At 59.9% G+C, this 24,664-nt stretch carries 26 protein-coding genes; 11 read left to right on the top strand and 15 right to left on the bottom strand.

Annotation, left to right across the window (positions count from 1 at the left end; genetic code table 11):
• Window positions 1–93: 93 nt before the first annotated feature.
• Window positions 94–525, bottom strand: coding sequence for an OsmC family protein (locus AB1462_RS09665; RefSeq protein WP_027608131.1), 432 nt, complete (start codon window positions 523–525; stop codon window positions 94–96).
• 217 nt (window positions 526–742) lie between these two features.
• Here AB1462_RS09665 and AB1462_RS09660 point away from each other — a divergent pair, with 217 nt between their 5' ends.
• Window positions 743–1,744: an LLM class flavin-dependent oxidoreductase gene (locus tag AB1462_RS09660; RefSeq protein ID WP_090401293.1), complete on the top strand. Its 1,002-nt coding sequence runs from the start codon at window positions 743–745 to the stop codon at window positions 1,742–1,744.
• Between the two features lie 60 nt (window positions 1,745–1,804).
• Here the strand turns inward: AB1462_RS09660 and AB1462_RS09655 are convergent, their stop codons facing one another.
• Together AB1462_RS09655 and AB1462_RS09650 are read right to left on the bottom strand one after the other, a co-directional pair.
• A complete protein-coding gene (locus AB1462_RS09655) occupies window positions 1,805–2,029 on the bottom strand; it encodes a DUF1161 domain-containing protein (protein ID WP_090401294.1) in 225 nt (74 codons plus the stop codon).
• Between the two features lie 115 nt (window positions 2,030–2,144).
• On the bottom strand, window positions 2,145–2,360 hold the full coding sequence (locus tag AB1462_RS09650) for a dodecin (protein ID WP_017848986.1): 216 nt from the start codon (window positions 2,358–2,360) through the stop codon (window positions 2,145–2,147).
• Window positions 2,361–2,516: 156 nt separating this feature from the next.
• Between AB1462_RS09650 and AB1462_RS09645 the strand changes: the two genes are divergently transcribed.
• Complete coding sequence (locus AB1462_RS09645) at window positions 2,517–2,843, top strand: YqjD family protein (protein WP_003170746.1); 327 nt, start codon at window positions 2,517–2,519, stop codon at window positions 2,841–2,843.
• Here the strand turns inward: AB1462_RS09645 and AB1462_RS09640 are convergent.
• Window positions 2,840–3,736, bottom strand: coding sequence for a LysR family transcriptional regulator (locus AB1462_RS09640; RefSeq protein ID WP_367246637.1), 897 nt, complete (start codon window positions 3,734–3,736; stop codon window positions 2,840–2,842). The genes AB1462_RS09645 and AB1462_RS09640 overlap by 4 nt on opposite strands.
• A gap of 111 nt (window positions 3,737–3,847) precedes the next feature.
• Here AB1462_RS09640 and trpB point away from each other — a divergent pair, with 111 nt between their 5' ends.
• Window positions 3,848–5,074, top strand: a complete 1,227-nt coding sequence (trpB, locus tag AB1462_RS09635) for a tryptophan synthase subunit beta (RefSeq protein ID WP_053127374.1) — start codon at window positions 3,848–3,850, stop codon at window positions 5,072–5,074.
• Window positions 5,075–5,887 carry a tryptophan synthase subunit alpha gene (trpA, locus tag AB1462_RS09630; protein ID WP_367246636.1) on the top strand — a complete coding sequence of 271 codons (813 nt, stop codon included), beginning with the start codon at window positions 5,075–5,077 and terminating at the stop codon, window positions 5,885–5,887.
• A gap of 69 nt (window positions 5,888–5,956) precedes the next feature.
• Here the strand turns inward: trpA and AB1462_RS09625 are convergent, their stop codons facing one another.
• The gene (locus AB1462_RS09625) at window positions 5,957–6,154 is read right to left on the bottom strand and encodes a hypothetical protein (RefSeq protein ID WP_143513842.1); all 198 of its coding nucleotides are present in this window, start codon (window positions 6,152–6,154) and stop codon (window positions 5,957–5,959) included.
• Between AB1462_RS09625 and AB1462_RS09620 the strand changes: the two genes are divergently transcribed.
• The 3 genes from AB1462_RS09620 (at window position 6,153) to AB1462_RS09610 (ending at window position 9,788) form a co-directional block, all read left to right on the top strand.
• Window positions 6,153–6,692 (top strand): hypothetical protein, encoded by a 540-nt coding sequence (locus tag AB1462_RS09620; RefSeq protein WP_367246635.1) that lies wholly within the window; start codon window positions 6,153–6,155, stop codon window positions 6,690–6,692. The two genes, AB1462_RS09625 and AB1462_RS09620, sit on opposite strands and share 2 nt — an antisense overlap.
• A 35-nt stretch (window positions 6,693–6,727) precedes the next feature.
• Entirely contained in the window at window positions 6,728–7,876 is a 1,149-nt protein-coding gene (locus AB1462_RS09615) for a hypothetical protein (protein WP_367246634.1), read from the top strand.
• Between the two features lie 250 nt (window positions 7,877–8,126).
• A complete protein-coding gene (locus tag AB1462_RS09610; protein ID WP_259191503.1) occupies window positions 8,127–9,788 on the top strand; it encodes an FAD-binding protein in 1,662 nt (553 codons plus the stop codon).
• 38 nt (window positions 9,789–9,826) lie between these two features.
• On the opposite strand, the gene AB1462_RS09605 is transcribed toward AB1462_RS09610, so the two are convergent.
• The 6 genes from AB1462_RS09605 to AB1462_RS09580 all read right to left on the bottom strand — a co-directional run bounded on the left by AB1462_RS09605 (window position 9,827) and on the right by AB1462_RS09580 (window position 15,505).
• The gene (locus AB1462_RS09605; protein WP_090401299.1) at window positions 9,827–11,131 is read right to left on the bottom strand and encodes an MFS transporter; all 1,305 of its coding nucleotides are present in this window, start codon (window positions 11,129–11,131) and stop codon (window positions 9,827–9,829) included.
• A gap of 114 nt (window positions 11,132–11,245) precedes the next feature.
• Entirely contained in the window at window positions 11,246–12,394 is a 1,149-nt protein-coding gene (gene dgoD, locus AB1462_RS09600) for a galactonate dehydratase (protein ID WP_003170741.1), read from the bottom strand.
• A gap of 48 nt (window positions 12,395–12,442) precedes the next feature.
• Window positions 12,443–13,063 carry a 2-dehydro-3-deoxy-6-phosphogalactonate aldolase gene (locus AB1462_RS09595; RefSeq protein WP_367246633.1) on the bottom strand — a complete coding sequence of 207 codons (621 nt, stop codon included), beginning with the start codon at window positions 13,061–13,063 and terminating at the stop codon, window positions 12,443–12,445.
• A 1-nt stretch (window position 13,064) separates the two neighbouring features.
• Window positions 13,065–14,030 (bottom strand): 2-dehydro-3-deoxygalactonokinase, encoded by a 966-nt coding sequence (locus tag AB1462_RS09590; RefSeq protein WP_367246632.1) that lies wholly within the window; start codon window positions 14,028–14,030, stop codon window positions 13,065–13,067.
• Between the two features lie 166 nt (window positions 14,031–14,196).
• A complete protein-coding gene (locus AB1462_RS09585) occupies window positions 14,197–14,523 on the bottom strand; it encodes a DOPA 4,5-dioxygenase family protein (RefSeq protein ID WP_090401302.1) in 327 nt (108 codons plus the stop codon).
• A gap of 31 nt (window positions 14,524–14,554) precedes the next feature.
• Entirely contained in the window at window positions 14,555–15,505 is a 951-nt protein-coding gene (locus tag AB1462_RS09580; protein ID WP_259191507.1) for a LysR family transcriptional regulator, read from the bottom strand.
• Between the two features lie 103 nt (window positions 15,506–15,608).
• On the opposite strand from AB1462_RS09580, the gene betC reads away from it, so the two are divergent.
• From betC to AB1462_RS09565, 3 genes are all read left to right on the top strand, one after another.
• The gene (gene betC / locus AB1462_RS09575; RefSeq protein ID WP_315338883.1) at window positions 15,609–17,123 is read left to right on the top strand and encodes a choline-sulfatase; all 1,515 of its coding nucleotides are present in this window, start codon (window positions 15,609–15,611) and stop codon (window positions 17,121–17,123) included.
• 15 nt (window positions 17,124–17,138) lie between these two features.
• On the top strand, window positions 17,139–18,053 hold the full coding sequence (gene choX, locus AB1462_RS09570; protein ID WP_367246631.1) for a choline ABC transporter substrate-binding protein: 915 nt from the start codon (window positions 17,139–17,141) through the stop codon (window positions 18,051–18,053).
• A 159-nt stretch (window positions 18,054–18,212) separates the two neighbouring features.
• Window positions 18,213–19,781, top strand: a complete 1,569-nt coding sequence (locus tag AB1462_RS09565) for a SulP family inorganic anion transporter (protein WP_367246630.1) — start codon at window positions 18,213–18,215, stop codon at window positions 19,779–19,781.
• Between the two features lie 113 nt (window positions 19,782–19,894).
• Here AB1462_RS09565 and aroE read toward each other — a convergent pair whose 3' ends face one another.
• Both aroE and hemF read right to left on the bottom strand, forming a co-directional pair.
• A complete protein-coding gene (gene aroE, locus AB1462_RS09560) occupies window positions 19,895–20,713 on the bottom strand; it encodes a shikimate dehydrogenase (protein WP_367246629.1) in 819 nt (272 codons plus the stop codon).
• Window positions 20,713–21,645 (bottom strand): oxygen-dependent coproporphyrinogen oxidase, encoded by a 933-nt coding sequence (hemF, locus tag AB1462_RS09555; RefSeq protein WP_090401306.1) that lies wholly within the window; start codon window positions 21,643–21,645, stop codon window positions 20,713–20,715. The genes aroE and hemF overlap by 1 nt, the downstream gene beginning before the upstream one ends.
• 160 nt (window positions 21,646–21,805) lie before the next feature.
• On the opposite strand from hemF, the gene AB1462_RS09550 reads away from it, so the two are divergent.
• Complete coding sequence (locus tag AB1462_RS09550; RefSeq protein WP_090401307.1) at window positions 21,806–22,783, top strand: quinone oxidoreductase; 978 nt, start codon at window positions 21,806–21,808, stop codon at window positions 22,781–22,783.
• Window positions 22,784–22,885: 102 nt separating this feature from the next.
• On the opposite strand, the gene AB1462_RS09545 is transcribed toward AB1462_RS09550, so the two are convergent.
• Together AB1462_RS09545 and dprA are read right to left on the bottom strand one after the other, a co-directional pair.
• Window positions 22,886–23,443: an L-threonylcarbamoyladenylate synthase gene (locus AB1462_RS09545; protein WP_027608149.1), complete on the bottom strand. Its 558-nt coding sequence runs from the start codon at window positions 23,441–23,443 to the stop codon at window positions 22,886–22,888.
• 75 nt (window positions 23,444–23,518) lie between these two features.
• Window positions 23,519–24,622: a DNA-processing protein DprA gene (gene dprA / locus AB1462_RS09540; RefSeq protein ID WP_090401308.1), complete on the bottom strand. Its 1,104-nt coding sequence runs from the start codon at window positions 24,620–24,622 to the stop codon at window positions 23,519–23,521.
• Window positions 24,623–24,664 lie beyond the last annotated feature (42 nt).

Genomic DNA, 24,664 nt, shown 5'->3' with positions numbered 1-24,664 from the left:
GGCTTGCTCCCGATAGCGGTGCATCAGTCAACATCTCGGTTACTGATAGACCGCTATCGGGAGCAAGCCCCCTCCCACAGTGGACCTGCAGTGTCAGCTGACCAGCGTGGCATCCAGGCTGATCTTCGCATTCAGCACCTTGGACACCGGGCATCCTTCCTTGGCCTTCTTGCTCAATTCATCGAACTGCGCCTGGCTCGCGCCTGGGATCTTGGCCTTGAGCACCAAGTGCACAGCGGTGATCGCGAAGCCACCATCGACCTGGTCCAGGGTCACTTCGGCCTGGGTATCGATGCTGTCAGCCTTGAGCCCGGCGTCGCCGAGAATCATGGAAAAGGCCATGGAGAAACAGCCGGCATGGGCCGCGCCGATCAGTTCTTCAGGGTTGGTACCCTTGCCGCCTTCGAAGCGGGCCTTGAAGCCGTAAGGCGCTTCGCGCAGCACGCCGGTTTCCGTGGAGATGGAACCCAGGCCAGTCTTCAGGTCACCTTCCCAATGCGCGGATGCTTTTTTAACGATACTCATAGCGGTCTCCTCGAACGGTGGTTTTGCGTCAGTAAGGGTTCTGAGGATAGACGCCCCGGCAAAGTTCATCTTGTCGGAGAAACCTAGCAATTAAGTAGGAAATTTAACCATCGCTATTGAATCTCGGGTATATGCCCTCATTGCATAGGACATGCACATGAAGCGGCAGGTTTTGGTTCGTCTAAGAAGCCTGCGCCCCCATTGGAGAAGCAGGCTTATGAAATCGCTGTCCGCCGTAAAGTTCTCGACCCTCGACCTCGTGCCCGTGCGCGCCAACGGCAGCCCGGCGCAGTCGCTGCGCAATTCCCTGGACTTGGCCCAGCATGTGGAAAAATTTGGCTACCACCGTTTCTGGGTGGCCGAGCACCACAATATGGATGGCATCGCCAGTTCGGCCACCTCGGTATTGCTGGGTTACTTGGCCGGCGGCACCTCGACGATTCGTGTCGGCTCCGGCGGCGTGATGCTGCCCAACCACGCCCCCCTGGTGATCGCCGAGCAGTTCGGCACCCTGGAAAGCCTCTACCCCGGCCGTATCGACCTGGGCCTGGGCCGCGCGCCCGGCTCCGACCAGATGACCGCCCGCGCCCTGCGCCGTGAACGTTCAGGCAGCGCCGACGATTTCCCGGAAGACGTGGCCGAACTGATGGCCTACCTCGGCCCACGCACCCCGGACCAGCGGGTGATCGCGGTGCCCGGCACCGGCACCAATGTACCGGTGTGGCTGCTCGGTTCCAGCCTGTTCAGCGCGCAACTGGCGGGAGAGCGTGGTTTGCCCTACGCCTTCGCCTCCCATTTCGCACCGCGTTTGATGCACGAGGCGATTCGCGTGTACCGCAATCACTTCAAGCCTTCGGCCGTGCTGGACAAGCCTTACGTGATGCTCGGCATCCCGCTGGTGGCGGCAGACACCGATGAGCACGCCGACTTCCTGGCCACCTCGGTGTACCAACGCATCCTCGCCTTGATGCGCGGGCAGAGCCTGGTGCAGCGCCCTCCGGTGAAAACCATGGACGGCCTGTGGCTGCCTCATGAAAAAGACGCGGTCGGCAGCTTCCTCGGCCTGGCGATGGTGGGTAGCCCGGCGAAGATCCGTGCCAAGCTGGAAGTGTTGATCGAACAGACCGGCGCCGACGAATTGATCTTCACCTGCGACCTGTACGAGCACGCCGACCGGATTCATTCCTACGAACTGCTGGCGCAGTTGATGAAGGGCTAAACCCGCAGGCGAAAAAAAACCGACGCACCTGCGTCGGTTTTTTATGTCTGCCACACGGGATTAACCGCGCTTGTAGACAATTTCCTTGGTGCCGCCTTCGCAGGTACCGACCACTTTAGCGTCAGTCGAGGCGCCTTTATCCACCACTTCCAGCGAATAACCCGAAGCGCCCTTGGCGTCGATTTTCGCTGCAATTTCGCTTTTCAGCTCTTCACAAGGCTTGCCCGCCGCCAGGGCTGTGCCCGCAATGCTCAACAAACCTACCGCTAACAGGAGCTTCTTCATCCGTTACTTTCCTTGCGCTGATCGAAAAAAGCGTGCCGAGGCTTATCGCATCGGCACCCATTGTTTGTAGCGCAGGTTATGGCAATCGGCCAGCCAGCAAGTTCAACCCACCGGATCAACTACTGGCAATTCGGAACCCCACCTTGAGAGTTACCTGGAAGTGCGCGGCCTTGCCGTCCTTGATGTGGCCACGGGTTTCGGTCACCTCGAACCATTCCAGATGCTTGATGCTCTTGCTGGCTTCGGCCAGGGCGTTGTTGATCGCCTCTTCGATGCTGGTGGTGGATGAACCCACCAATTCGACTTTCTTGTAGGTGTGATGATCAGACATGGTGTTTCTCCTGAGGGTCGTCAATAAAGCCTAGCAGTCATTGTTCATACTGCTTCTGGCGACCGTTCCTACCTGAAAGTTCAGATTTACTGCACTTTCTGAAACGGCCGCAGTCGGTATCTACACACGCCACTCAATCACTTCAGGAGAGTCCAAATGGCCAACACTTCTTTACGCAAAGCGTCGCTGGAAAGCATGGAAGCCGAGATTTCGAGTCTGCTCAAGTCCCTTGAGAGCCTCAAGGACGATGCGTCCGATGAGTCGCGCAAAACGCTGAAGGCCCTGAAAAGCAATGCCGAGAATGCCCTCAAGCACTCCCGTCATCTGATCAGCGATGCCTACGAAGAAAGCAAAGTCAAAATCCGCGAAACCGGCGTCGCCACCCGTGACTACGCACAAGAGCACCCATGGACTACCGCCGGCGTCGCCGTTGGCGCATTGGGCCTGCTGGCGGCTTATCTGCTGTGCAAACGTGGTGATTAAGCCGGCTCGCGCACCAGCTCAGCCTTGAGCCACTGCGCCAACTGACCCGCGCGCCCGTCTGCGGCGCGCTTGGGTAGCCACAACGCCAGGTGCGCCGGGGTTTCACTGAAACCCCACGGCGCCACCAGGCGACCCGCGCGCAGATCCTCTGCCACCAGCGGCTGCGGCGCAATCGCCACGCCCAACCCCGCCACTGCCGCCTCCAGCAAATAATACAAATGCTCAAAACCCTGGCCGTGTTTCAACGCGCCGGGCTCGATGCCGTGCTGTTGCGCCCAACTGGGCCAGGCTTGCGGGCGTGAAGTGGTGTGCAACAGGACTTCGCCACACAAGGCTTGCGGCGGCGCCTGGCGCAGGCGCTCGTAACCGGAAAAACGCGGGCTCATCACCGGGCCGATACGCTCGCTCGCCAACTCATACACCTGCATATCCGCCGGCCACGGCGGTTCGGCGAAGACCAGTAGGGCATCTAGGCCGGGACGTCGGGGGTCGAGGTCGCCGTCGCCTGCCGACAGGTGCAGGCGCAGGTCCGGCAGGTCGGCATTCAAGCGACCCAGGCGCGGGATCAACCAGCGCGCCAGCAAACTGCCTGAGCAGCCGAGCACGAACGGCGCATCAGCGCTGGCCTGGGCGAGTTCGGCGCACACGTCCCGCAAGCGCTCGAACGCCTCGGCGCTGGCATCTCGCAACCGCACACCTGCATCTGTGAGTTTAAGGCCGCGCCCATCCTTGGTGAACAAGCTGACACCCAAATGCTCTTCCAATACCTTCAACTGGCGGCTGACCGCGCCGTGGGTCACGTGTAATTGCTCGGCAGCCTGGCTGACGCTGTTAAAGCGAGCGGTGGCTTCAAACGCGCGCAAGGCATTGAGGGGCGGAAGGTCTCGGCTCATATGTGAGTTTTCCTGACAGGTTGCAGCGATCTTATCGGTTTTCAGCACCGGATGTGAGGGGTAGAGTGGCCGTCATTGCTTCTCACACAAATTTCCTACCTGGAGCGTCCCATGACTCAGTCCCAGACCGATCTGCGCAACGGCCCTGACGCCAACGGCCTGTTTGGCGCGTTCGGCGGCCGCTACGTCGCCGAAACCCTGATGCCGTTGATCCTCGACCTGGCCCGCGAATACGAAGCGGCCAAGATCGATCCGGCGTTCAATGAAGAATTGGCCTACTTCCAGCGCGACTACGTCGGCCGCCCAAGCCCGCTGTATTTCGCCGAGCGCCTGACCGAGTTCTGCGGCGGCGCCAAGATCTATCTCAAGCGCGAAGAGCTGAACCACACCGGCGCGCACAAGATCAACAACTGCATCGGCCAGATCCTGCTGGCGCGGCGCATGGGCAAAAAACGCATCATCGCCGAGACCGGCGCCGGCATGCACGGCGTGGCTACCGCTACCGTGGCCGCGCGTTTCGGCCTGCAATGCGTGATCTACATGGGCACCACCGACATCGAGCGCCAGCAGGCCAACGTGTTCCGCATGAAGCTGCTGGGCGCTGAAGTGATCCCGGTGGTCGCCGGCACCGGCACCCTCAAGGACGCGATGAACGAAGCCCTGCGTGACTGGGTGACCAATGTCGACGACACCTTCTACCTGATCGGCACCGTGGCCGGCCCGCACCCGTACCCGGCGATGGTGCGCGACTTCCAGGCCGTGATCGGCAAGGAAACCCGCACTCAGCTGCAAGCCCAGGAAGGCCGCCTGCCGGACAGCCTGGTGGCGTGCATCGGCGGCGGTTCCAACGCCATGGGCCTGTTCCACCCGTTCCTGGATGACACCAGCGTCGAGATCATCGGCGTTGAAGCCGCCGGCCACGGCATCGAAACCGGCAAGCACGCCGCCAGCCTCAACGGCGGCGTACCGGGCGTGCTGCACGGTAACCGCACCTTCCTGCTGCAGGATGACGACGGCCAGATCATCGACGCCCACTCGATTTCCGCCGGCCTCGACTACCCCGGCATCGGCCCGGAACACGCCTGGTTGCACGATATCGGCCGCGTCCAGTACACCTCGGTAACGGACCACGAAGCCCTGGATGCCTTCCACAAATGCTGCCGCCTGGAAGGGATCATTCCTGCCCTGGAAAGCGCCCACGCCCTGGCCGAAGTGTTCAAGCGCGCACCGACCCTGCCGAAGGATCACCTGATGGTGGTCAACCTGTCCGGCCGTGGCGACAAAGACATGCAGACCGTGATGCACCACATGGAACAGTCTCAGCAGGAGAAACACTAAATGAGCCGCCTGCAAACCCGCTTTGCGCAACTCAAAGAACAGAACCGCGCCGCCCTGGTGACCTTCGTCACTGCCGGCGACCCTGGCTATGAGACCTCCCTGGCGATCCTCAAAGGCTTGCCTGCTGCTGGCGCCGATGTGATCGAACTAGGCATGCCCTTCACCGACCCAATGGCCGACGGCCCGGCCATCCAACTGGCCAACATCCGTGCGCTGGAAGCCAAGCAGAACCTGCTGAAAACCCTGCAGATGGTGCGTGAGTTCCGCAAGGACAACAACGACACGCCGCTGGTGTTGATGGGCTACTTCAACCCGATCCACAAATACGGCGTGCCTAAGTTCATCGCTGACGCCAAAGAAGCCGGCGTCGACGGCCTGATCGTGGTCGACATGCCGCCCGAGCATAATGGCGAGCTGTGCGACCCGGCCCAGGCTGCAGGTATCGACTTTATCCGCCTGACCACACCAACCACCGATGACGTGCGCCTACCGACCGTGCTTAACGGCAGTTCCGGCTTTGTGTACTACGTATCCGTGGCCGGTGTGACCGGTGCCGGCGCCGCGACCCTGGAACACGTCGAAGAAGCCGTGACCCGCCTGCGCCGGCATACCGACCTGCCGATCAGCATCGGTTTTGGTATCCGTACGCCTGAACAAGCGGCAGCCATCGCGCGCCTGGCGGACGGTGTAGTGGTAGGTTCGGCGCTGATCGATCACATCGCCAATGCCAGCAATGACCAACAAGCCATCGACGGGGTATTGAACCTGTGCTCGGCGTTGTCGGAAGGCGTACGTAACGCACGCGTCAGTTAGGCCGCTTATATAAAAAGGGTTCAACAGCAACGTTGAGCCCTCTTTCCTTAAGTTTTTCCCATCGCGTCATCAACTAATGGACTGCATTTTCTGGCGTCTTGTCTTACGGCAAAACACGACGCAGGCTTCACCAATACTTTCATCCTTCACTGATAATCCTTCGGCGAATTTTGGTTCTATAAACGCCAGAAAGGATACTTTGATCATGCCGGTAAATTCTCTTCCCCCCACCCGTTCCCAGGCCGACGTTTCTCTAGCGTCAACCATGCCTACGCCAGTCCCCCCTGAAAAAAAATTCAGCTCACATGTTTACGATGAATTGAAAAATCTCGACAACCTGTCGACATACCTTAAAGAGTCCCCGCATAAAAACGGCTACTTACGCTTCTCCGAGGACGCAGGGTGGAAGTTCAGCCCCAATAAAAGCTGGCGCGACAGCCTTCATATGCGGGATGCCGGGTTTTCAAAGGCCCCTATCAACCCCGCCGATATGGGGCTCGTAAAACCGGGCGAAGAAATCGCGCTTTACAACCTTTTGCAACGGCTGAACACGAAAATAAACAGCTACCCCGTCACGCTGGGATCATTCGCTGCGAAGCTCGCAAAGCCTACTCCACTCCCTCGTACGATTTTCTCAAACGCTACACCGACTGAAACACCGACCCCCTCACCACGTCTGGATTTACAAAAGCATCAAAAGGTAATGAACAATTATTTAGATTCGCCAGCCTCATCCAGCGCCCCGGTCGAGGTGGGTAAGTTGTCCGTCAAGGAGCGTGCGAAAGAGTGGGAATGCCGTAATTAACCAGAGATTAATTAACCTGAAAAATAGGTCAACCTATGTTTAGCGCCATTAGACAGCACATTGCGCACAGTGTGCTGCACCCAAAAGACGATTCTGAAAAACTCCAAAATAAAAAAGAGCGACTCAAGGACCAAATTAAGCTGACAGAAAACAGCACTGAGCTTCGAACGAAAAAAATGGAGCATCTGGCTAGATATCCTGTTTTGGCATCGGAGCTCTCCAGTGCTGCTGCAAGTAGCGAGAGAAAGCTGGCACACTTCACCAAGTACACATCGCCTTGGAGCACCGAATCCAGGACGGAGGGCTATCCCAGGATAAAAGATGGCAAATTTACCCTCTCCGCGCACAAAGGTGTGCGAGTGTACTGGGCTGAAAAGTTTGACGGGTTGTTCAATACCCAGTTGACGTTAAAACACAAATCTTGCAACGGCGGTTTTAAAGAAGCACAGCATAAATTAATGCCGCTTGACGAAAACATTGCCGAACGGATGATTGACACGTCATCACGAATTACAGTTTTAGACTTGAAACTTGCCGTAGATGCCATTAAGCAATTAGAAGTACTCGATGTACGCCAAAAAGAGAAAGCTATTTATGAGGAAAAACAGGGCAGAAACCAGAAAAAGCTTGACAAGAACAGTGCAAAACAAGAGGCAGCCAGACATTTGAGGGAGGGCGCTCTAAAAATCTTTAACGACGGGCCGGCTATGGATTATGTAAACAAAAAAGCCACGCCCGAGCGTTCCAACAAACAGCCCACATTGCAAAACACTGAAGATCCGAGTATGGCAAAAATATGGGCTCATTCCCGCGAAGGCATCATTACTTATATGAATGCCGCACTGAATACTCAATCGGACAAGGCAAATATATATACGCATACGACTTCTTTGCCCGAGACAGAGATCACAAATCTTGTAAAGCTTGAGCACACTAAAAAACACTACAAGCCCGCCGGCTTTATCACCGCATCATTGAGTAACAACAGCGCGGTCGAAGGTAATCAACCCCTCAATACGGTATTTACTATCGTCGGAAAACCGTACGAGGTAAAGACGCATGATGGCGCCGATAATGTCTTCAAGAGAGGGACGCCCTTTATTGTCGAATCCGTCATTCGCGAAAACGGAACAACCCATGTAAAACTGCGTGAATCTGGCGTGCCACCACTCACAGAATTATAGTGAGTGATTATCCAAGCTCCACCGTATACCGGCAGTCAATATGTTCCATCCCGGCCGGAGTGTGGATCGCGTTGTAGTGAGCCCTCAATATTTCGATTTTTCCGCTAGGCTTGAGAGGGGGACATTCCGTCCCCCCAACACACTTCGTGCCTATTGTCGTCTAACCACCTCTGCAAGCCCCTGCAGTTCTTGCCCTCCGGTCGTTAAGTTAGTTGCATCAGAAGTCATCCTTGGCTCTTAGGAGTACATCATGGCATTTGATCTCATCACCCCGGCAGAGCGCCGTCACTCAACGTTGCAAAAAGGTTTCAACCTGCGCTGGCCGTTGGGCAATGTGCAAGGCGAGTCGTCGCCCAATGGCGCCGACTTCATCTACATCTGCCACAGCCCCCAAGACATCATCGATGCCGCCGCGCAGGCACTGGCCACCCCCAACGGCCGGATCACCGTGCGCAGCGGTGGCCACTGTTATGAGGGCTTTGTCGCCAACAAAATGCCCGATACCCAAGGCGAAGTGTTGTCGATTCTGGATGTCGGACAAATGAACCAAGTGGCCTATGACGCCAATGGGCAAATAGAACCCCAACGGGTGGCAGGCTTACCCTATCGCTACACTTTTCGCCTGGAAGCGGGCGGCCAGAATTGGGATGCCTATGTCGCGCTGTATAAACTGGCCGGCAAGACCCTGCCCGGCGGCTCGTGTTATTCGGTGGGCCTGGGCGGGCATATCTGTGGCGGAGGCTACGGGTTGCTGTCGCGCAAATACGGCCTGGTCTGCGACTGGTTGGACGGTGTCGATATGCTGGTGCCGAATGCGCAGGGCAACGGCCTGGAACCGGTGCATGTCTCGCGTGACAGCAGCGATCCCGATGAGCTCAACCTGTTCGCAGCTTGCTGCGGTGCGGGCGGAGGGCAGTTCGGTATCATCACCAGCTACTACTTCAAATCATTGCCGGATGCGCCGAAGGAAGTGCTCTGGCTGGTGCTGGAATGGGATTGGGCGCTGCTGACCGATAAATCCAGGCTCGATAACTTGCTGACAGCCTACCAGGCCTGGTTTGTCCGCAATCAAAGCAACCCTGACACGTGGGGCCTGGCAACCAAGCTGGAGATGCGTCACCAGCACACTGGCAATGTAACGCTGGGTATTCACTATGTGGATAAGGATGGCGAACTGAACGACCGGGCGCCCTTCGACGACTTCGTTACCCAGATGCTGGACGCCATTGGCCTGCCCGCTACCGAATGCATAGTGCCGTTTTACGTGGCGCATATGCCCCGAGGCAGCACCAGCGGGCGCACCATCAACACGTTAAACGCCGCATTAGCCGCCACTCGGCGCCTGGATTGGCTGGTGTGCCAGCAAACCTTGAACGGTTCGGGGGATAACCAGCGGGGGCGCTATAAGTCGGCCTATCAGAAGGGTGTTTTCACCCCTCAGGTACTACAGGCGATCTGGGATACGTTGACCTTGGAGGATCCTGATAAACACCTGACCCAGAGCCTGATACAGATCCAATCGTTTGGCGGTCGCATTAATGAGCCGACACCGGCAGTACGCCGTGAGTCATCGGCTGCACAGCGTTCCTCTTACTTGAAATGGCAACCGCAATGTTACTGGCGCGATACCAGCGAGGTTTCGGACCAGGCCCATGCGCGCTGGATCCAGGGACTATTTGCCAAGGCCTTCGCCAATGATCAGGGCGTACCGATCAACGCCGAGTTCGAAGGTTGCTATATCAACTACCCCGACCTCGACATGACGTACGTTGATGGCGATCCAACCCATGCCAAAAACCCCTACTGGTACAGGATCTTCTTCCCCGACCTCATCATCGAGAGCCGTCTACGGCGCACCAAGCGGCGCTGGGACCCGCTGAACGTGTTTCGCAACGAGATGTCCGTGCCGTAATTGCCGTAAATAAAGGGCGACCATCAGGTCGCCCGATTTTACAGCTCGATGCGTTCGACCTTGCCTACGAGCAATATGTAGGAAAGCGCCCCAAGCAACGCCAGCACTGCGATATAGGTAATCGCCGGCGCAAACGAATCACCGCTGGCGAGGAAACCAATCACAATCGGCGTGGCAATCGCCGCCAGGTTGCCGATGAAGTTAAACACCCCGCCAGTCAAACCCAGCAAACGCGCGGGCGCCAGGGTCGACACCAGCGACCAGGTAATCGACGCCAGGCCGTTACCAAAGAATGCCACCGCCAGGAACGCAATCACCCACGCGGTCGAGTCCACATAGTTGGCGCCGATGATCGCCGTGGAGATCAGCAGCCCGCCAATGATCGGCAACTTGCGCGCAAAACCTACCGACGCGCCACGGCGAATCAGCCAATCGGAAAAAATTCCGGAACACAGCACGCCGACAAACGCCGCAAGGAACGGCAACGAGGCCAGCAAGCCGGACTTGATGAAGTCCATGCCGCGATATTTCACCAGGTAGGTCGGGAACCAGGTCAGGAAGAACCACAGGGTGGAGTTCAGGCAGAACTGCCCCAGGTAGATGCCCCAGAGTTTGCGCTTGCTCAGCACAATGCCCAGGTCGACCCAACTGAACGGCGCCTTGACCGTTTTCGCCTGCATATCCACCAGTCCGCCGCCTTCACGGATCAGCTCGATTTCGGCCGCGTTGGCGCCTTTGAAATCCTTCGGCTCGCGGTACACCGCGTACCAGATCGCCGCCCACAGGATGCCGACGCCACCGGTGACGACAAACACCATATGCCAGCCGTAATGGTGTTGCAGCCACGCCAGCACCGGCGTCAGGAACGCCAGCCCGACAAACTGCCCGGAGGTGTAGACGCCAATCGCAGTGGCGCGCTCGCGCTCAGGGAACCACGTGGTGACTACGCGGCTGTTGATCGGATAGGCCGGAGCTTCCAGGGCACCAACGGCCATGCGCAGCACGAACAACGCGATAAAGCTGGCGGCGAAACCGAGCATCACGGTGGCGATGGACCACAGCAGCAAGGCAACGGTGTAGAGGATGCGCGGTGGCACCCGATCCACCAGCCAGCCGCCGGGGATCTGCATGGCGGCATAGGTCCAGCCGAACGCCGAGAAAATCAGCCCGACATGTACCGGGTCGATGCCCAGCTCGCTGGTCAGCGCCGGGGCGGCAATCGACAGGTTGCTGCGGTCGAGGTAGTTGATCACCACGGTGATAAACAGCAGCACCATGATGAAGAAGCGCTTTCGGGTAGGCGTGACTAAAGATGCCTGTCCGGTGAGGGATTCAGGGTGCATGGGGGTTGCCTCTTCTTATGTTTATTGAGGTGGGCCTTCTGAAGAAACCTGATCAAAATGTGGGAGGGGGCTTACCCCCTCCCACATTTTTGACCGTGTTCTTTCAGGCAGAAATCACCACTCGGCAAAGCTGCCGTCGGCATGGCGCCAGATCGGGTTGCGCCAGCGGTGGCCGATAGCTGCGCGTTCGATCACGTATTCCTCGTTGATCTCAATGCCCAGGCCCGGCCCGTTGGGGATCTTCACAAAGCCTTGGTCATAGTCGAACACGCCCGGGTCGCGCACATAGTCGAGCAGGTCGTTGCTCTCGTTGTAGTGAATGCCCAGGCTTTGCTCCTGGATAAACGCGTTGTAGCAAACCGCATCCAGTTGCAGGCACGCCGCCAACGCAATCGGGCCCAGCGGGCAGTGCAGGGCCAGGGCCACGTCGTAGGCTTCGGCCATGTTGGCGATCTTGCGGGTTTCGGTGATACCGCCCGCGTGGGAAGCGTCCGGCTGGATGATGTCGACGTAGCCTTCGCTGAGCACGCGCTTGAAGTCCCAGCGCGAGAACAGGCGCTCGCCCAGGGCAATCGGGGTGCTGGTCAGCGGCGCCAGTTCCTTGAGGGCTTCGTAGTTTTCGCTGAGCACCGGCTCTTCGATAAACATCAGTTTGTACGGGTCCAGCTCTTTCATCAGGACCTTGGCCATGGGCTTGTGCACACGGCCATGGAAGTCGACACCGATGCCGACGTTAGGGCCGACCGCATCACGCACGGCCGCTACGTTGGCCAGGGCCAGGTCGACTTTTTCGAAACTGTCGACGAACTGCAACTCTTCGGTGCCGTTCATTTTCACCGCAGTGAAACCACGGGCCACGGCCTCTTTGGCGGCGCGGGCGGTGTCGGCCGGGCGGTCGCCACCGATCCACGAGTACACACGGATCTTGTCACGTACCTGGCCACCCAACAGGTCGCTGACCGATACGCCAAGGGCCTTGCCCTTGATGTCCCACAGCGCCTGGTCGATGCCGGCGAGGGCGCTCATGTGCACGGCGCCGCCACGGTAGAAGCCGCCGCGGTAGAGCACGGTCCAGATGTCTTCGATATTGCGTGGGTCTTTGCCGATCAGGTAGTCGGACAGTTCCTCGACCGCAGCGGCCACGGTGTGAGCGCGGCCTTCGACCACGGGCTCACCCCAACCGGTCACGCCCTGGTCGGTTTCGACCTTGAGGAAGCACCAGCGCGGCGGGACGATAAAGGTCGTCAGTTTGGTGATTTTCATCTGTTATCTCTCTTATAGATGCAGCGCCTGTGGGCGCGGAACTTGATCTCAGCTCAGGGCTTTCCAGGCGGCGACATAAGCCTGGGCGCGGCTCGCTACCTGATCCACTGTCATACCCGGTTTGAACAACCCGGAACCCAGCCCGAACCCCTTGGCGCCGGCGTCGATAAACACCTGCATGTTGTCCGGGGTAATGCCGCCCACCGGCAGCAGCAACGTGCCTGCCGGCAATACCGCCAGCCATGCCTTGATCACAGAAGGGCCCATTTGCTCGGCCGGGAACAGCTTCAACACGTCGGCACCTTCGTCCAGCGCGGCGAACGCTTCGGTGGGCGTGGCCACACCCGGCGACAGGTACAGGCCAGCGGCTTTCGCGGCGCGCAAGACCTTGGCATCGCTGTGGGGCATGACGACCACTTGGCCACCGGCGGCTTTCACTTGTTCGACCTGCGCAGGCGTCAATACCGTACCGGCGCCGATCAGGCAATCGGCGGGCAGGCTGTCGCGCAGGATGCGGATGCTGGTGTAAGGGTCCGGTGAATTGAGCGGGACTTCGATCACGCGAAACCCGGCGTCGTACAGCACCTGGCCGACCGCCTGGGCTTCGTCCGGACGTATGCCGCGAAGAATGGCGATCAAACCGTTTTGTGCGAGTGCTTGCTTGAGCATGTCAGGCCTCCGTTGCAGGTTGAGTGAGCCCGGCGGCCACTGCCAGTTGCCACAGGCCGCGCTCGGTCGCTTCTTGCGCCAGGCTGACGTGGGCGAAACCGCAGAGGGCGAGGGCGCGTTGGTAGCGCGCGCAAAGCGGGCCGGCGCCCACCAGGATGATGGGGATGTGCCGTGCACTGGCTGGCAAGCCAGCCAGTTCATGGCCGATCAACAGGCCGGACAAGTAATCAGGCTGCTGCTCAGGGGTGAGTTCGGCCGTCAGGCCCAGGGTGCGCGCACTGAACAAGGTCGAGAGCACGCCGCGCTGGCCATCTTTTGACAGCGCCACTTGAACGCCGCGGTCAAAGGCCTCGGCCTGGAACAGCTCGGATACCTTTTGCGTACGCCCCAGAAGGCTGTGCTTGCTCAGCACCGCGAACAGTTCACCGGTCATGAAGGTATCGAAGTGGGTGATGCAACCTTCCACCACCTCGACCCATTTGGAATGGCTGCCGGGCAGGCCGATCAGCAATTCGCCGCTGGCCGACAGGCTTTGCAGCACACCCAGCACCTGGGTTTCTTCACCGCGCATCACGTTGGGCAAGCCGACCTGCTCGATGACGCCGGGCACGATATGCACATCGACACCGCGCAGGCTGCGCACCGTGTGCAACGCCTTGCCCAGGCTCGCGACATCGACCGGCGTACTGCGATACGCCGCTTCGCTCCAGCCCTGGGCGCTGCCGACCATGCCACAGGCGATCACCGGAAGACCGGGTTGGGCGTCGAGCCAATCGCCGCACGCCGCATCGAACGCCAGCTCGAAGCCATCGCTGCAGCGCACACCGGCGATGTCCCGGGGCTCAGAGGGCAAGTGCATGATGCCCGACGCCAGCGAACGCTGTTCCAGCACTGCGCCTGCGGGGCCGAGTTTGTAAGCACGAAGGGAGCTGGTTCCCCAATCGAGCGCGATCAATTGCGCCTGCATCGCTTCACCTGAAATGAGTGGGTGCTGAAAAAAGCAGATGGGCGAATATAAACCTATGGTCGGATATATCTCAATATATAAATAACAGTCCCATATATTGGGAGAGAAATGCGCAAATCCCTACAAAGTTTCAGGACCGTGGAGGATTGCGGATTAGACAGGGTGGTTAAAAAGCAGACAGGTCCAGTTCGCGCATCGCACCCATCCAGATCGCATAGTCGGTGTGATCTTTCAGGTCGTCACCGGTTTCGGGGTGCAGGAACACCACCAGCCCATTGCGATGCAAGGCCAGCCACGGCAGCACCACCCCGATGTATTCGGGGTCGAATGCCAGCTGGCAGCTCCAGTCCGGGTGCGGGCCTACAGGACGTTCATGCACGCGGCCCATGCGCAACGGAAACAGTTTCGCGCCGTCTTCGCACAAGGCACGCGCCTGCTCGAGGGTGCTGGCGTCGAAGTAAATATGGGCGTGGTAACCCTTGATACGCTGCATGACGGACTCCGGATCCAATGTGCGGCAAATCCTAGACCGCAATTGACGGCAGGGCCAGTCCGGTCAGGGATTGCGCGCTGCTGGCCTGCTCGGTCACCAGCCAATCGACAAAACGCTCGACCAGCTGGCCCCGGCGTTTGCGCTGGGGCTGCACCACGTAATAGCCGAAGCGCGAGATCACGGTGTCGCTGATCGGCCGGCACAACCAGTTCTGTTGCAGCAGGTTATCCACCAGATGGCGCCAGCCGATCGCCACACCTTGGCCAGCAATCGCGGCCTGGATCAGCAGGGTGTAGTTGTCGAAGCGCAGTTGGCCGGGGGTGGGCGCGGCAGCGATACCCAGCTCGCGAAACACGCCGCTCCAGTCGAACCACTGGCTGTTGTGTTCCTGGCGCAGGTGCAGCAACGGGCAGTCGTGCAAGGTTTGCACAGTCAATGGCTTGGCCTGGTCCTTGAGCCACTGCGGGCTGCACACCGGGAACACTTCCTCGTTGAACAGCCACAGGCTGTCGCCCTGCTTGAAACGGCCATCGCCAAACAGCACCGCCACGTCGATGTCGCTGCGCAGTGTCGCGTGGTTGCGCTCGCTGGTCACCAGGCTCACGTCCACCTGGGGGTTGGCGGCGTGGAAGCGATGCAAGCGCGGCATCAGCCAGTAGGCGGCGAACGCGAAGTCGGTGGCCACTTGCAGCACTTCATGCTGGTCCTGCTGGGTGATCACGCTCAAGCCGTGGTTAATGGCTTGCAAACCGCCCTGCACATGCTCGAACAGCAAGGCCCCGGCGTCGGTCAGCTCGATCCCGCGATAGATGCGATCAAACAGGCGGATCGCCAACTGTTCTTCCAGACGCTTGATCTGCTGGCTGATCGCCGGCTGAGTGGTGCCCAGCTCCATCGCAGCGGCGGTAAAGCTGCGGTGACGGGCGGCGGCTTCAAACGCACGCAGCAAATCGAGGGATACATCGCCAAGGGCTTCATACATAAGCTGTGCTTATCCTAGACATTGCCGGTGATGGGCTTTACCCCATTTTCCATGGGCTGCATGCTCATTCGCATAAACACCGCCTATGGAATGCCGAAGACCCATGAAGCGCAAGAACATTCTTTTCATCATGGCCGATCAAATGGCCGCGCCGATGCTGCCGTTCTACGGACCTTCCCCGATCAAGCTGCCGAATTTGAGCCGCCTCGCCGAACAGGGCGTGGTGTTCGACGCCGCCTATTGCAACAGCCCGCTGTGTGCACCCTCACGCTTCACCCTGGTCAGCGGCCAACTGCCGAGCAAGATCGGCGCCTACGACAACGCGGCAGATTTCCCCGCCGATGTGCCGACCTATGCCCACTACCTGCGGCGCCTCGGTTATCGCACCGCGCTGTCGGGCAAGATGCACTTCTGCGGCCCCGACCAACTGCACGGCTATGAAGAACGCCTGACCAGCGACATCTACCCCGCCGACTACGGCTGGGCAGTCAACTGGGATGAGCCGGACGTACGCCCCACCTGGTACCACAACATGTCCTCGGTGCTGCAAGCCGGCCCGTGCGTGCGCACCAACCAGCTGGATTTCGACGAAGAGGTGGTGTTCAAGGCCCAGCAGTATCTGTTCGACCACATCCGCGAAGACGGCGACCAGCCGTTCTGCCTGACCGTGTCGATGACCCATCCCCACGACCCTTACACCATTCCCAAGCCGTTCTGGGACCTGTACGACGACAACGACATCCCTTTGCCTGCAACGCCGAACCAGGAAGACCTCGACCCGCATTCCCAGCGCCTGCTCAAGGTCTATGACCTGTGGGACAAACCGCTGCCGGTGGATAAGATTCGCGACGCCCGCCGCGCCTACTTCGGCGCGTGCAGCTACATCGACAGCAATGTCGGCAAGCTGCTGCAAACCCTGGAAGACACCGGCCTGGCCGACGACACCATCATCGTTTTCTCCGGCGACCACGGCGACATGCTCGGTGAACGCGGCCTCTGGTACAAAATGCACTGGTTTGAAATGGCCGCCCGCGTGCCGCTGCTGGTCATCGCACCGGGACAATTTGCGCCGGCCCGCGTGACCAAGGCCGTGTCCACCGCCGACCTGCTGCCGACCCTGGTGGAACTGGCCGGCGGCGAGCTGGACCCGCGCCTGCCACTGGACGGTCGCTCGCTGGTCCCGCACTTGCGGGGGCAGGGCGGGCACGACGAAGTCTTTGGTGAATACATGGCCGAAGGCACCATCAGCCCATTGATGATGATTCGCCGTGGCGCCTGCAAATTCATCTACAGCGAAGACGACCCTTGTCTACTGTTCGATGTGCACAACGACCCGCACGAGCGGGAAGACCTCAGCCAGTCACCGGAACACCGGCCACTGTTCGAGGCGTTTTTGAATGAAGCGCGGGCCAAATGGGACATCCCGGCGATCCACCAGCAGGTGCTCGCCAGCCAACGCCGTCGTCGCCTGGTGTTCGAGGCGCTGACCGAAGGCAAGCTGAAGAGCTGGGATCACCAGCCACTGGTAGACGCCAGTCAGCAATACATGCGCAACCATATCGACCTCGACGACCTGGAGCGCAAGGCACGTTATCCACAACCCTGCCAAAACCAATAACACTGAGGGAAGGCCATGCAAAAGTTAACTGCGGTAGTGGGCTTGTTAGTGCTGGGTAGCGCCAATGCGTATGCGGACACCCGCTGTGACACGGTGAAAATGGCTGACCCAGGCTGGAGCGATATCGCCGCCACCAATGCCATCACCGGTTTTCTGCTGAACGGCATGGGCTACAAGGCCAAGGTCGACACCCTGGCGGTGCCGATCACTTTTGGCGGGCTCAAGGACGGCCAGGTGGATGTGTTCCTGGGTAACTGGATGCCGGCGCAGCAGGGCTTCTACGACAAGTTCGTCGCCAATGGCGATGTGGTGCAACTGGCGAAGAACCTCGACGGCACCGAGTTCACCCTCGCCGTGCCGGATTATGTCTGGGATGCGGGGGTGCATGACTTTGCCGACTTGAACAAATTCGCCGATAAGTTCGACAAGAAAATCTACGGCATCGGCTCCGGCGCGCCGGCGAATATCTCGCTGCAGGAGATCATCAAGAAGAATGACTTCGACCTTGGCCAGTGGAAGCTGATCGAGTCCAGCGAACAGGCGATGCTGGCGGAAGTGTCACGGGCGGTGAAGAAGCAGAAATTCGTCACCTTCCTCGGCTGGACACCGCACCCAATGAACGTGCAGTTGAAAATGCACTACCTCAAAGGCGGCGAGAAATACTTTGGTGACACCGGCAGCGTGTATACCTTGACCCGCAAGGGTTATGCGCAGGCTTGCCCTAACGTAGGAAAACTGCTGACCAACCTGAGTTTTACCCAGGAGATGGAGAACAGCATCATGGCTGAGGTGGTCAACAAAAAAGTCAGCAATGCCGAGGCGGCGAAGGCGTGGATCAAGGCGAACCCGGCGGTGCTGGATAAATGGTTGGACGGTGTGAAAACCGTGGATGGCAAGGACGCGTTGCCGGCAGTAAAAGCCAAACTCTAGGGCCTTGCGCTATTCCAATATGGGAGGGGGCTTGCTCCCGATAGCGGAGTGCCAGTCAGAGAGATTTAGACGGGTCCACCTATATCGGGAGCAAGCCCCCTCCCACAAGGACCAGTGTGTACTGATACCCTGAGTCAAACCTTTTCAGCCGAGTTATAAATGCCCCGGCCCAACCGCCATACACTCTTCCCCTTCCTCAGTTGGCTCCCGCGCCAAACGCGCGCCAGCGTCGGCCGGGACGCGCTGGTCGGCCTCAGCGGCGCCGTGCTTGCTTTGCCGCAGTCGATTGCCTACGCGCTGATCGCCGGTCTCCCACCGGAATACGGTCTGTACGCCGCGATCCTCCCGGTGCTGATCGCGTGCCTGTGGGGTTCATCCTGGCACCTGATCTGTGGCCCTACGGCGGCGATTTCCATCGTGCTGTACGCCAGCATCAGTCCGTTGGCCGTGCCCGGGTCTCAGGACTACATCACCCTGATCCTATTGCTGACATTCCTGGCCGGGGTGTTCCAGTGGCTACTGGGCATGCTGCGCTTTGGCGCGCTGGTGAACTTCGTCTCACATTCGGTGGTGCTGGGTTTCACCCTGGGCGCCGCCGTGGTGATTGCCCTGGGGCAGTTGCCTAATCTGCTGGGCCTGGATTTACCGAGCCAGGCCACAGCGATCAATAGTCTGCTGGCGCTGATCCACCATAGTGGTGAGTGGGACCACGCCTCCCTCACCCTCGGGCTCGGTACTTTGCTGGTGGGCGCGTTGCTCAAATACCTTGTGCCTCGCTGGCCAACGCTACTGATCGCGCTCGCCTTGGGTAGCCTGGCGGCGTGGCTGTGGCCGGTGATGTTCGGGCATGTAGCCCTGGTCAGTTCGTTTATCGGCAAACTGCCGCCGTTCAGCCCGTTGCCGCTGGATCCGGACATGATCCTGCGCCTGCTGCCCAGCGCTGTTGCGGTGGGCATGCTGGGGCTGGTAACCAGCCTGTCGATTGCCCGCTCGCTATCAGCCCGCTCGCAACAATTGCTCGACGCCAACCAGGAAGTTCGTGCACAGGGTTTATCCAATATCGTTGGCGGATTTTTCTCCGGGTACTTGTCAGCTGGTTCGTTTACTCGCTCCGGCCTCAGCTATGAAGCGGGCGCCTGCTCACCGTTGGCAGGAGTGTTTTCCGCAGTATGGGTGGCCTTGTTTGCGCTGTTTGGCGCCGCACTGATCGCGCACATTCCGATCCCGAGCATGGCCGCCAGCATCTTGCTGATTTCCTGGGGCCTGGTGGATCGCCGGGGTATTCGTGCGTTGTTCCGCGTGAGCCGCGCAGAGTTCGTAGTGATGAGCCTGACCTGCATCGCCACCTTGCTGCTGGAGTTGCAAACGGCGATTTATGCGGGCGTGTTGGCGTCGTTGTTTTTCTACCTCAAGCGCACGTCGCAGCCACGGGTACAGCAATGGCGTGATGGGGAAGAGGATGTGCTGCGCGTCGGTGGGTCGATCTTCTTTGGCGCCAGCCACTACCTGCAAGTGCGCCTGCAAAGCTTGCAAGGTGAGCGGGTGGTGATCGAGGCGCAGCAGATCAATTTTATCGACTATTCCGGGGTGGAGATGCTGCACCAGGAGGCGCGTCGCTTAAGGGGGCTGGGCCGTAGCCTGACACTGCGCCGCGCCAGGCCGCAGGTGGTGGAAGAGTTGAAAAAACTGGAAGGGGCCGACAAATGCCCCATTCATTTCGAAGACTGAATACGGTCAAAATGTGGCAGGGGGCTTGCCCCCGATAATGGTGTGTCAGCCAGCATATTTATAGCTGCCAGGCCGCCATCGGGGGCAAGCCCCCTCCCACATTTTGTTTAGTGTCAGGCCAACTGACGGCGCAGTTCAGCCAACACCGGCGCCGAATCCGGGCGCACGCCGCGCCACAGGAAGAACGCCTCTGCCGCCTGCTCCACCAGCATGCCCAGGCCGTCCATCGTCACGGCAGCGCCTTGTTCAGCGGCCCAACGGCAGAACGCAGTCGGTTCCTTGGCGTACATCATGTCGTAGCAAAACGTCTTGCCCGGCTCGATCAGGCTGCCGGCAATCGGCGGTAAATCGCCTGACAGGCTGGCGGACGTGGCATTGATGATCACGTCCACCGGCTCACGCAGCCAGTCGAAACCACTGGCAGACACGGGGCCCAGGTCGTCGAACAGCTCGGCGAGCAATTCGGCTTTTTCCACGGTGCGGTTGGCGATGATCAACGAGGCGGGTCGTTCAGCCAGCAACGGCTCCAACGCGCCCCTTACCGCGCCACCCGCGCCCAGCAACAGGATGCGCTTGCCTTGCAGATTCAAGCCGGCGTTTACCGTCAGGTCGCGTACCAGGCCGGCACCATCGGTGTTATCGCCGAGCAGTGTGCCGTCAGCCAGTTTGCTTAAGGTGTTCACCGCCCCAGCACGCTGGGCGCGTTCGGTGAGGCTGTTGGCCAGGCGGTAAGCGTCTTCCTTGAACGGCACGGTGACGTTGGCACCTCGGCCCTGTTGGAAAAACTCACGGGCACAGCCGGTGAAATCCTCCAGAGGCGCGAGCAAGGTGCTGTAGTCCAGTTGCTCGCCGGTCTGCTCGGCGAACATACGGTGAATCAGCGGCGACTTGCTGTGGCCGATGGGGTTGCCGAACACCACATAACGATCCATCAGACAGCCGCCTTGGGCGCGGCGACGCCAAGCCAGTCGCGGTCTTGCAGGAAGTAGTCGGTGAGGCGCGCTTCTTCGCTGCCGGCCTCGGCTTTCCAGTCGTAGCTCCAGCGCACTTGGGGCGGCAGCGACATCAGGATCGACTCCGTGCGCCCGCCCGATTGCAGGCCGAACAGGGTGCCACGGTCGTAGACCAGGTTGAATTCAACGTAGCGGCCGCGACGGAATTCCTGGAACTGGCGTTGTTGTTCGGTGTAAGCACTGGCTTTGCGGCGCTGCACAATCGGCAGGTAGGCGTCGATGTAGGCATCGCCGATGGCGCGGATAAACGCGAAGCAGGTGTCGAAGTCCCACTCGTTCAAATCATCGAAGAACAGGCCGCCGATACCTCGGGGCTCGTTGCGATGCTTGATGTGGAAGTAGGTGTCGCACCAGGCCTTGTAGCGCGAGTACACGTCCGGGCCGAAGGGCGCGCAGGCCTGCTCGGCCACGCGGTGCCAGTGGATGCAGTCTTCTGCGTTGCCGTAGTAGGGCGTGAGGTCGAAGCCACCACCGAACCACCACACCGGCTCTTCGCCTTCTTTTTCGGCGATGAAAAAACGTACGTTGGCGTGGGACGTCGGCACATGTGGGTTGTGCGGATGAATCACCAGCGACACGCCCAGGGCTTCAAACCCACGACCGGCCAGCTCGGGGCGATGCGCACTGGCTGACGGTGGGAGGCCGCTGCCGAACACGTGGGAAAAGTTAACGCCGCCCTTTTCGATGACCGAGCCGTTTTCGATCACACGGGTACGACCGCCACCGCCGGCAGGCCGGGTCCAGGCGTCTTCGATAAAGCGAGTGTCCGTCTCGAAGGTTTCCAGGGCGCTGCAAATGCGGTCTTGCAGGTCGAGCAGGTAGGCTTTGACAGCCTCGGTGCGAGTAGTCATGACATCACCTTGAATCGGGCAAAGCTACGCGAGGCCACAGGGCGTCGGCGGCAAATGGGCGCACAGGATACCACTGCACTCCATGTCGCCACAGTTGACGAAGATCACGCTTAGGAGTCCGATAGGGAGCTACGCGAGATCGACCCAAGGAGATGTGCAGATGGCCAAACGTATCCAGTTCAGCGCCCATGGCGGCCCCGACGTACTTGAATATGTGGACTACACACCGGCGGAGCCGGGCCCGCAGCAGGTTCGAGTGCGTAACGAGGCGATTGGCCTGAACTTCATCGATACCTATTTCCGCAGCGGCCTTTACGCGCCGCCTGCCCTGCCATCGGGGCTGGGCGCAGAAGGCGCCGGTGTGGTTGATGCGGTGGGCAGCGAAGTCACGCAATTTAAAGTTGGCGACCGCGTGGCCTACGGCAGTGGCCCACTGGGTGCATACAGCGAACTGCATGTACTGCCCGCCGCCAACCTGGTGCACCTGCCGGACGACATCAGCTTCGAACAAGCCGCCGGCGCCATGCTCAAGGGCCTGACCGTGCAATACCTGCTGCGCCAGACCTATGAGTTGAAAGGTGGCGAGACCATCCTGTTTCACGCCGCCGCCGGCGGCGTGGGCTCCCTGGCCTGCCAATGGGCCAAGGCATTGGGTGTGAAGCTGATCGGTACCGTCAGCTCGCCAGAAAAAGCCGCCCTGGCCAAATCCCTCGGCGCGTGGGAAACCATCGACTACAGCAAGGAAAACGTCGCACAACGCGTGCTGGAATTGACCGACGGCAAAAAGGTGTCCGTGGTGTACGACGGCGTCGGCAAGGACACGTGGCTGACCTCATTGGACAGCGTGGCGCCACGTGGTCTGGTGGTGAGCTTTGGCAATGCTTCGGGCGCGGTGGATGGGGTGAACCTGGGGATACTCGCGGCCAAAGGCTCGCTGTACGTGACACGGCCGACCCTGGCGACCTACGCCAACAATCCGGCGAACTTGCAGGTAATGGCGGATGACCTGTTTTCGATGATCAAGAGCGGCAAAGTGCGCATTGATATCAACCAGCGGTATTCGCTGGCGGACGCGGCGAAGGCACAGACGGAGTTGTCGGGGCGGCGTACCACCGGGTCGACAATTCTGTTGCCTTGAGGGCCTCTTCGGGGGCAAGCCCCTCTTACATTTGACCCTGTTTCATGACGGACACGGTTCAAATGTAGGAGGGGACTTGCCCGCGATGGGTGCGACACGGTCTCAGGAAGGCCGCACCACCTCACCCGTTGCCAAATCGCGAATCAGGCTGGGGTTCTTGCGTCCACCCAGGGCACCACCCAAAACCAAATCCACCTGCCCGCGGAAATACTGCTCCACACGAATCCGCGTGCGTGCCGCCGGGCGGCCCTGAGGGTTGGCTGAGGTAGAAATCAACGGTCCCACCAGCGCGCACAAATCCCGCACCAGTGGATGATCGCTCACCCGCAGCGCCACCGTGTCGTGCACACCGGTGACCCATTCCGGCAACAAATCCTGATGCGGCACCAGCCACGTATTCGGCCCAGGCCAGGTGCTGGCCATGCGTTCGATCCAGGTATCCGGGAAGTCTTCAAACAGAAAGTCGAACTGGCGAATATTGTCTGCCACCAGGATCAGGCCCTTGTCCACCGAACGGTTCTTGATCGCCAGCAGCCGATCCACCGCCTCTTCGTTCCAAGGATCACAGCCCAGGCCCCAGACCGCTTCGGTTGGATAGGCAATCACCGCGCCTGCGCGAATTTCTCGTGCGGCTTCCAGCACACGCCACCTATTGACCATTGTTTACTCTCCGGACTAAAGCTCTGGGCAGTTTACCGATCTTCTTTACAAAACCTAGTTCCAAAAAACTGGCAGCTACAAAAGCTGGCCGCGCGCAAGCCAGCGCCCGCTTTCGCAGATCACCTGGCCTTCAAGCTCCAACTCCGTGAGGGTCGCCAGCACCTGGGCCAACGACCGCCCGCTGGCAAGCGCCAAGGCTTCGCTGGTATGGGGGGCCGCGTGCAACAGCGCCACCAACGGATGTATGACGGGCGTCGGCACCGGGCGCGACAACGCCTGCCAGCCACGCAAACCTTCGAGGATGTGTTCAATGGTCTCCACCAGCATCGCGCCATCACGGATCAACTGGTGACAACCCTTGGCCCCAGGATGATGGATGGAGCCCGGGATTGCATACACCTCGCGCCCTTGCTCGGCCGCGAGCTTGGCGGTGATCAGCGAGCCGCTGGCCATGCTGGCTTCCACCACCAGCACGCCCAGGGACAGGCCGCTGATAATGCGGTTGCGCCGCGGGAAGTTACCGGCCTGCGGCGCGGCGTCCAGCGGGAACTCGGAAACCACGGCGCTGCCTTGGGCAATCATCGCCGCTGCGAGCCGCCGATGACGCTGTGGATAAAGATTTTCCAGGCCCGTGCCAAGCACGCCGATTGTATGCCCCCCAACATCCAACGCTGCTTGATGGGCCGCACCGTCAATACCCAGCGCAAGGCCACTGGTGATGACAAAACCGGCGCTCGCCAGGCTGCGGGAAAATGCAGCCGCAGTGTCCATGCCCGGGCGGGACGCACGGCGGCTGCCGACCATCGCCAGTTGCGGTTTTTCCAGGATCCCGGGGTCACCGGCGACGAATAAAAGCGGCGGGGCGTCATCTATCTGGGCGAGCAGTGCCGGGTACTCAGGTTGGTCCCACATCAGCAAATGCTGGGCCGGACGTTCCAACCAAGCCAATGCCTCACTGGCACCGTCGCGGATTTCATGGCTACGGCGGGCATCGGCGCTGATCGGTGACAATCCCAAGGAGCGCCACGCGCCGGCAGGGGCACTGATGGCCTTTGAAGCACTGCCGAACGCTTCGATCAACAAGCGAAAACGCTTCGGGCCTACTTCCGGCAGCCTGTGCAAGCGTAGGCGGGCTTCCAGTTCTGAAGGGGAAATTTCATTGCTGTTTATCGGAAACATCTGATCATCCTTGACCGGAACAAGCTGTGGATAACTCTGTTG

It is taken from the genome of Pseudomonas sp. SB113 (assembly GCF_040754745.1).
GTDB classification, from domain to species: Bacteria; Pseudomonadota; Gammaproteobacteria; order Pseudomonadales; family Pseudomonadaceae; genus Aquipseudomonas; species Aquipseudomonas grimontii.
Note: the sequence above shows the minus strand (reverse complement) of the source record. Positions and strands in the feature narration are given on the sequence as shown.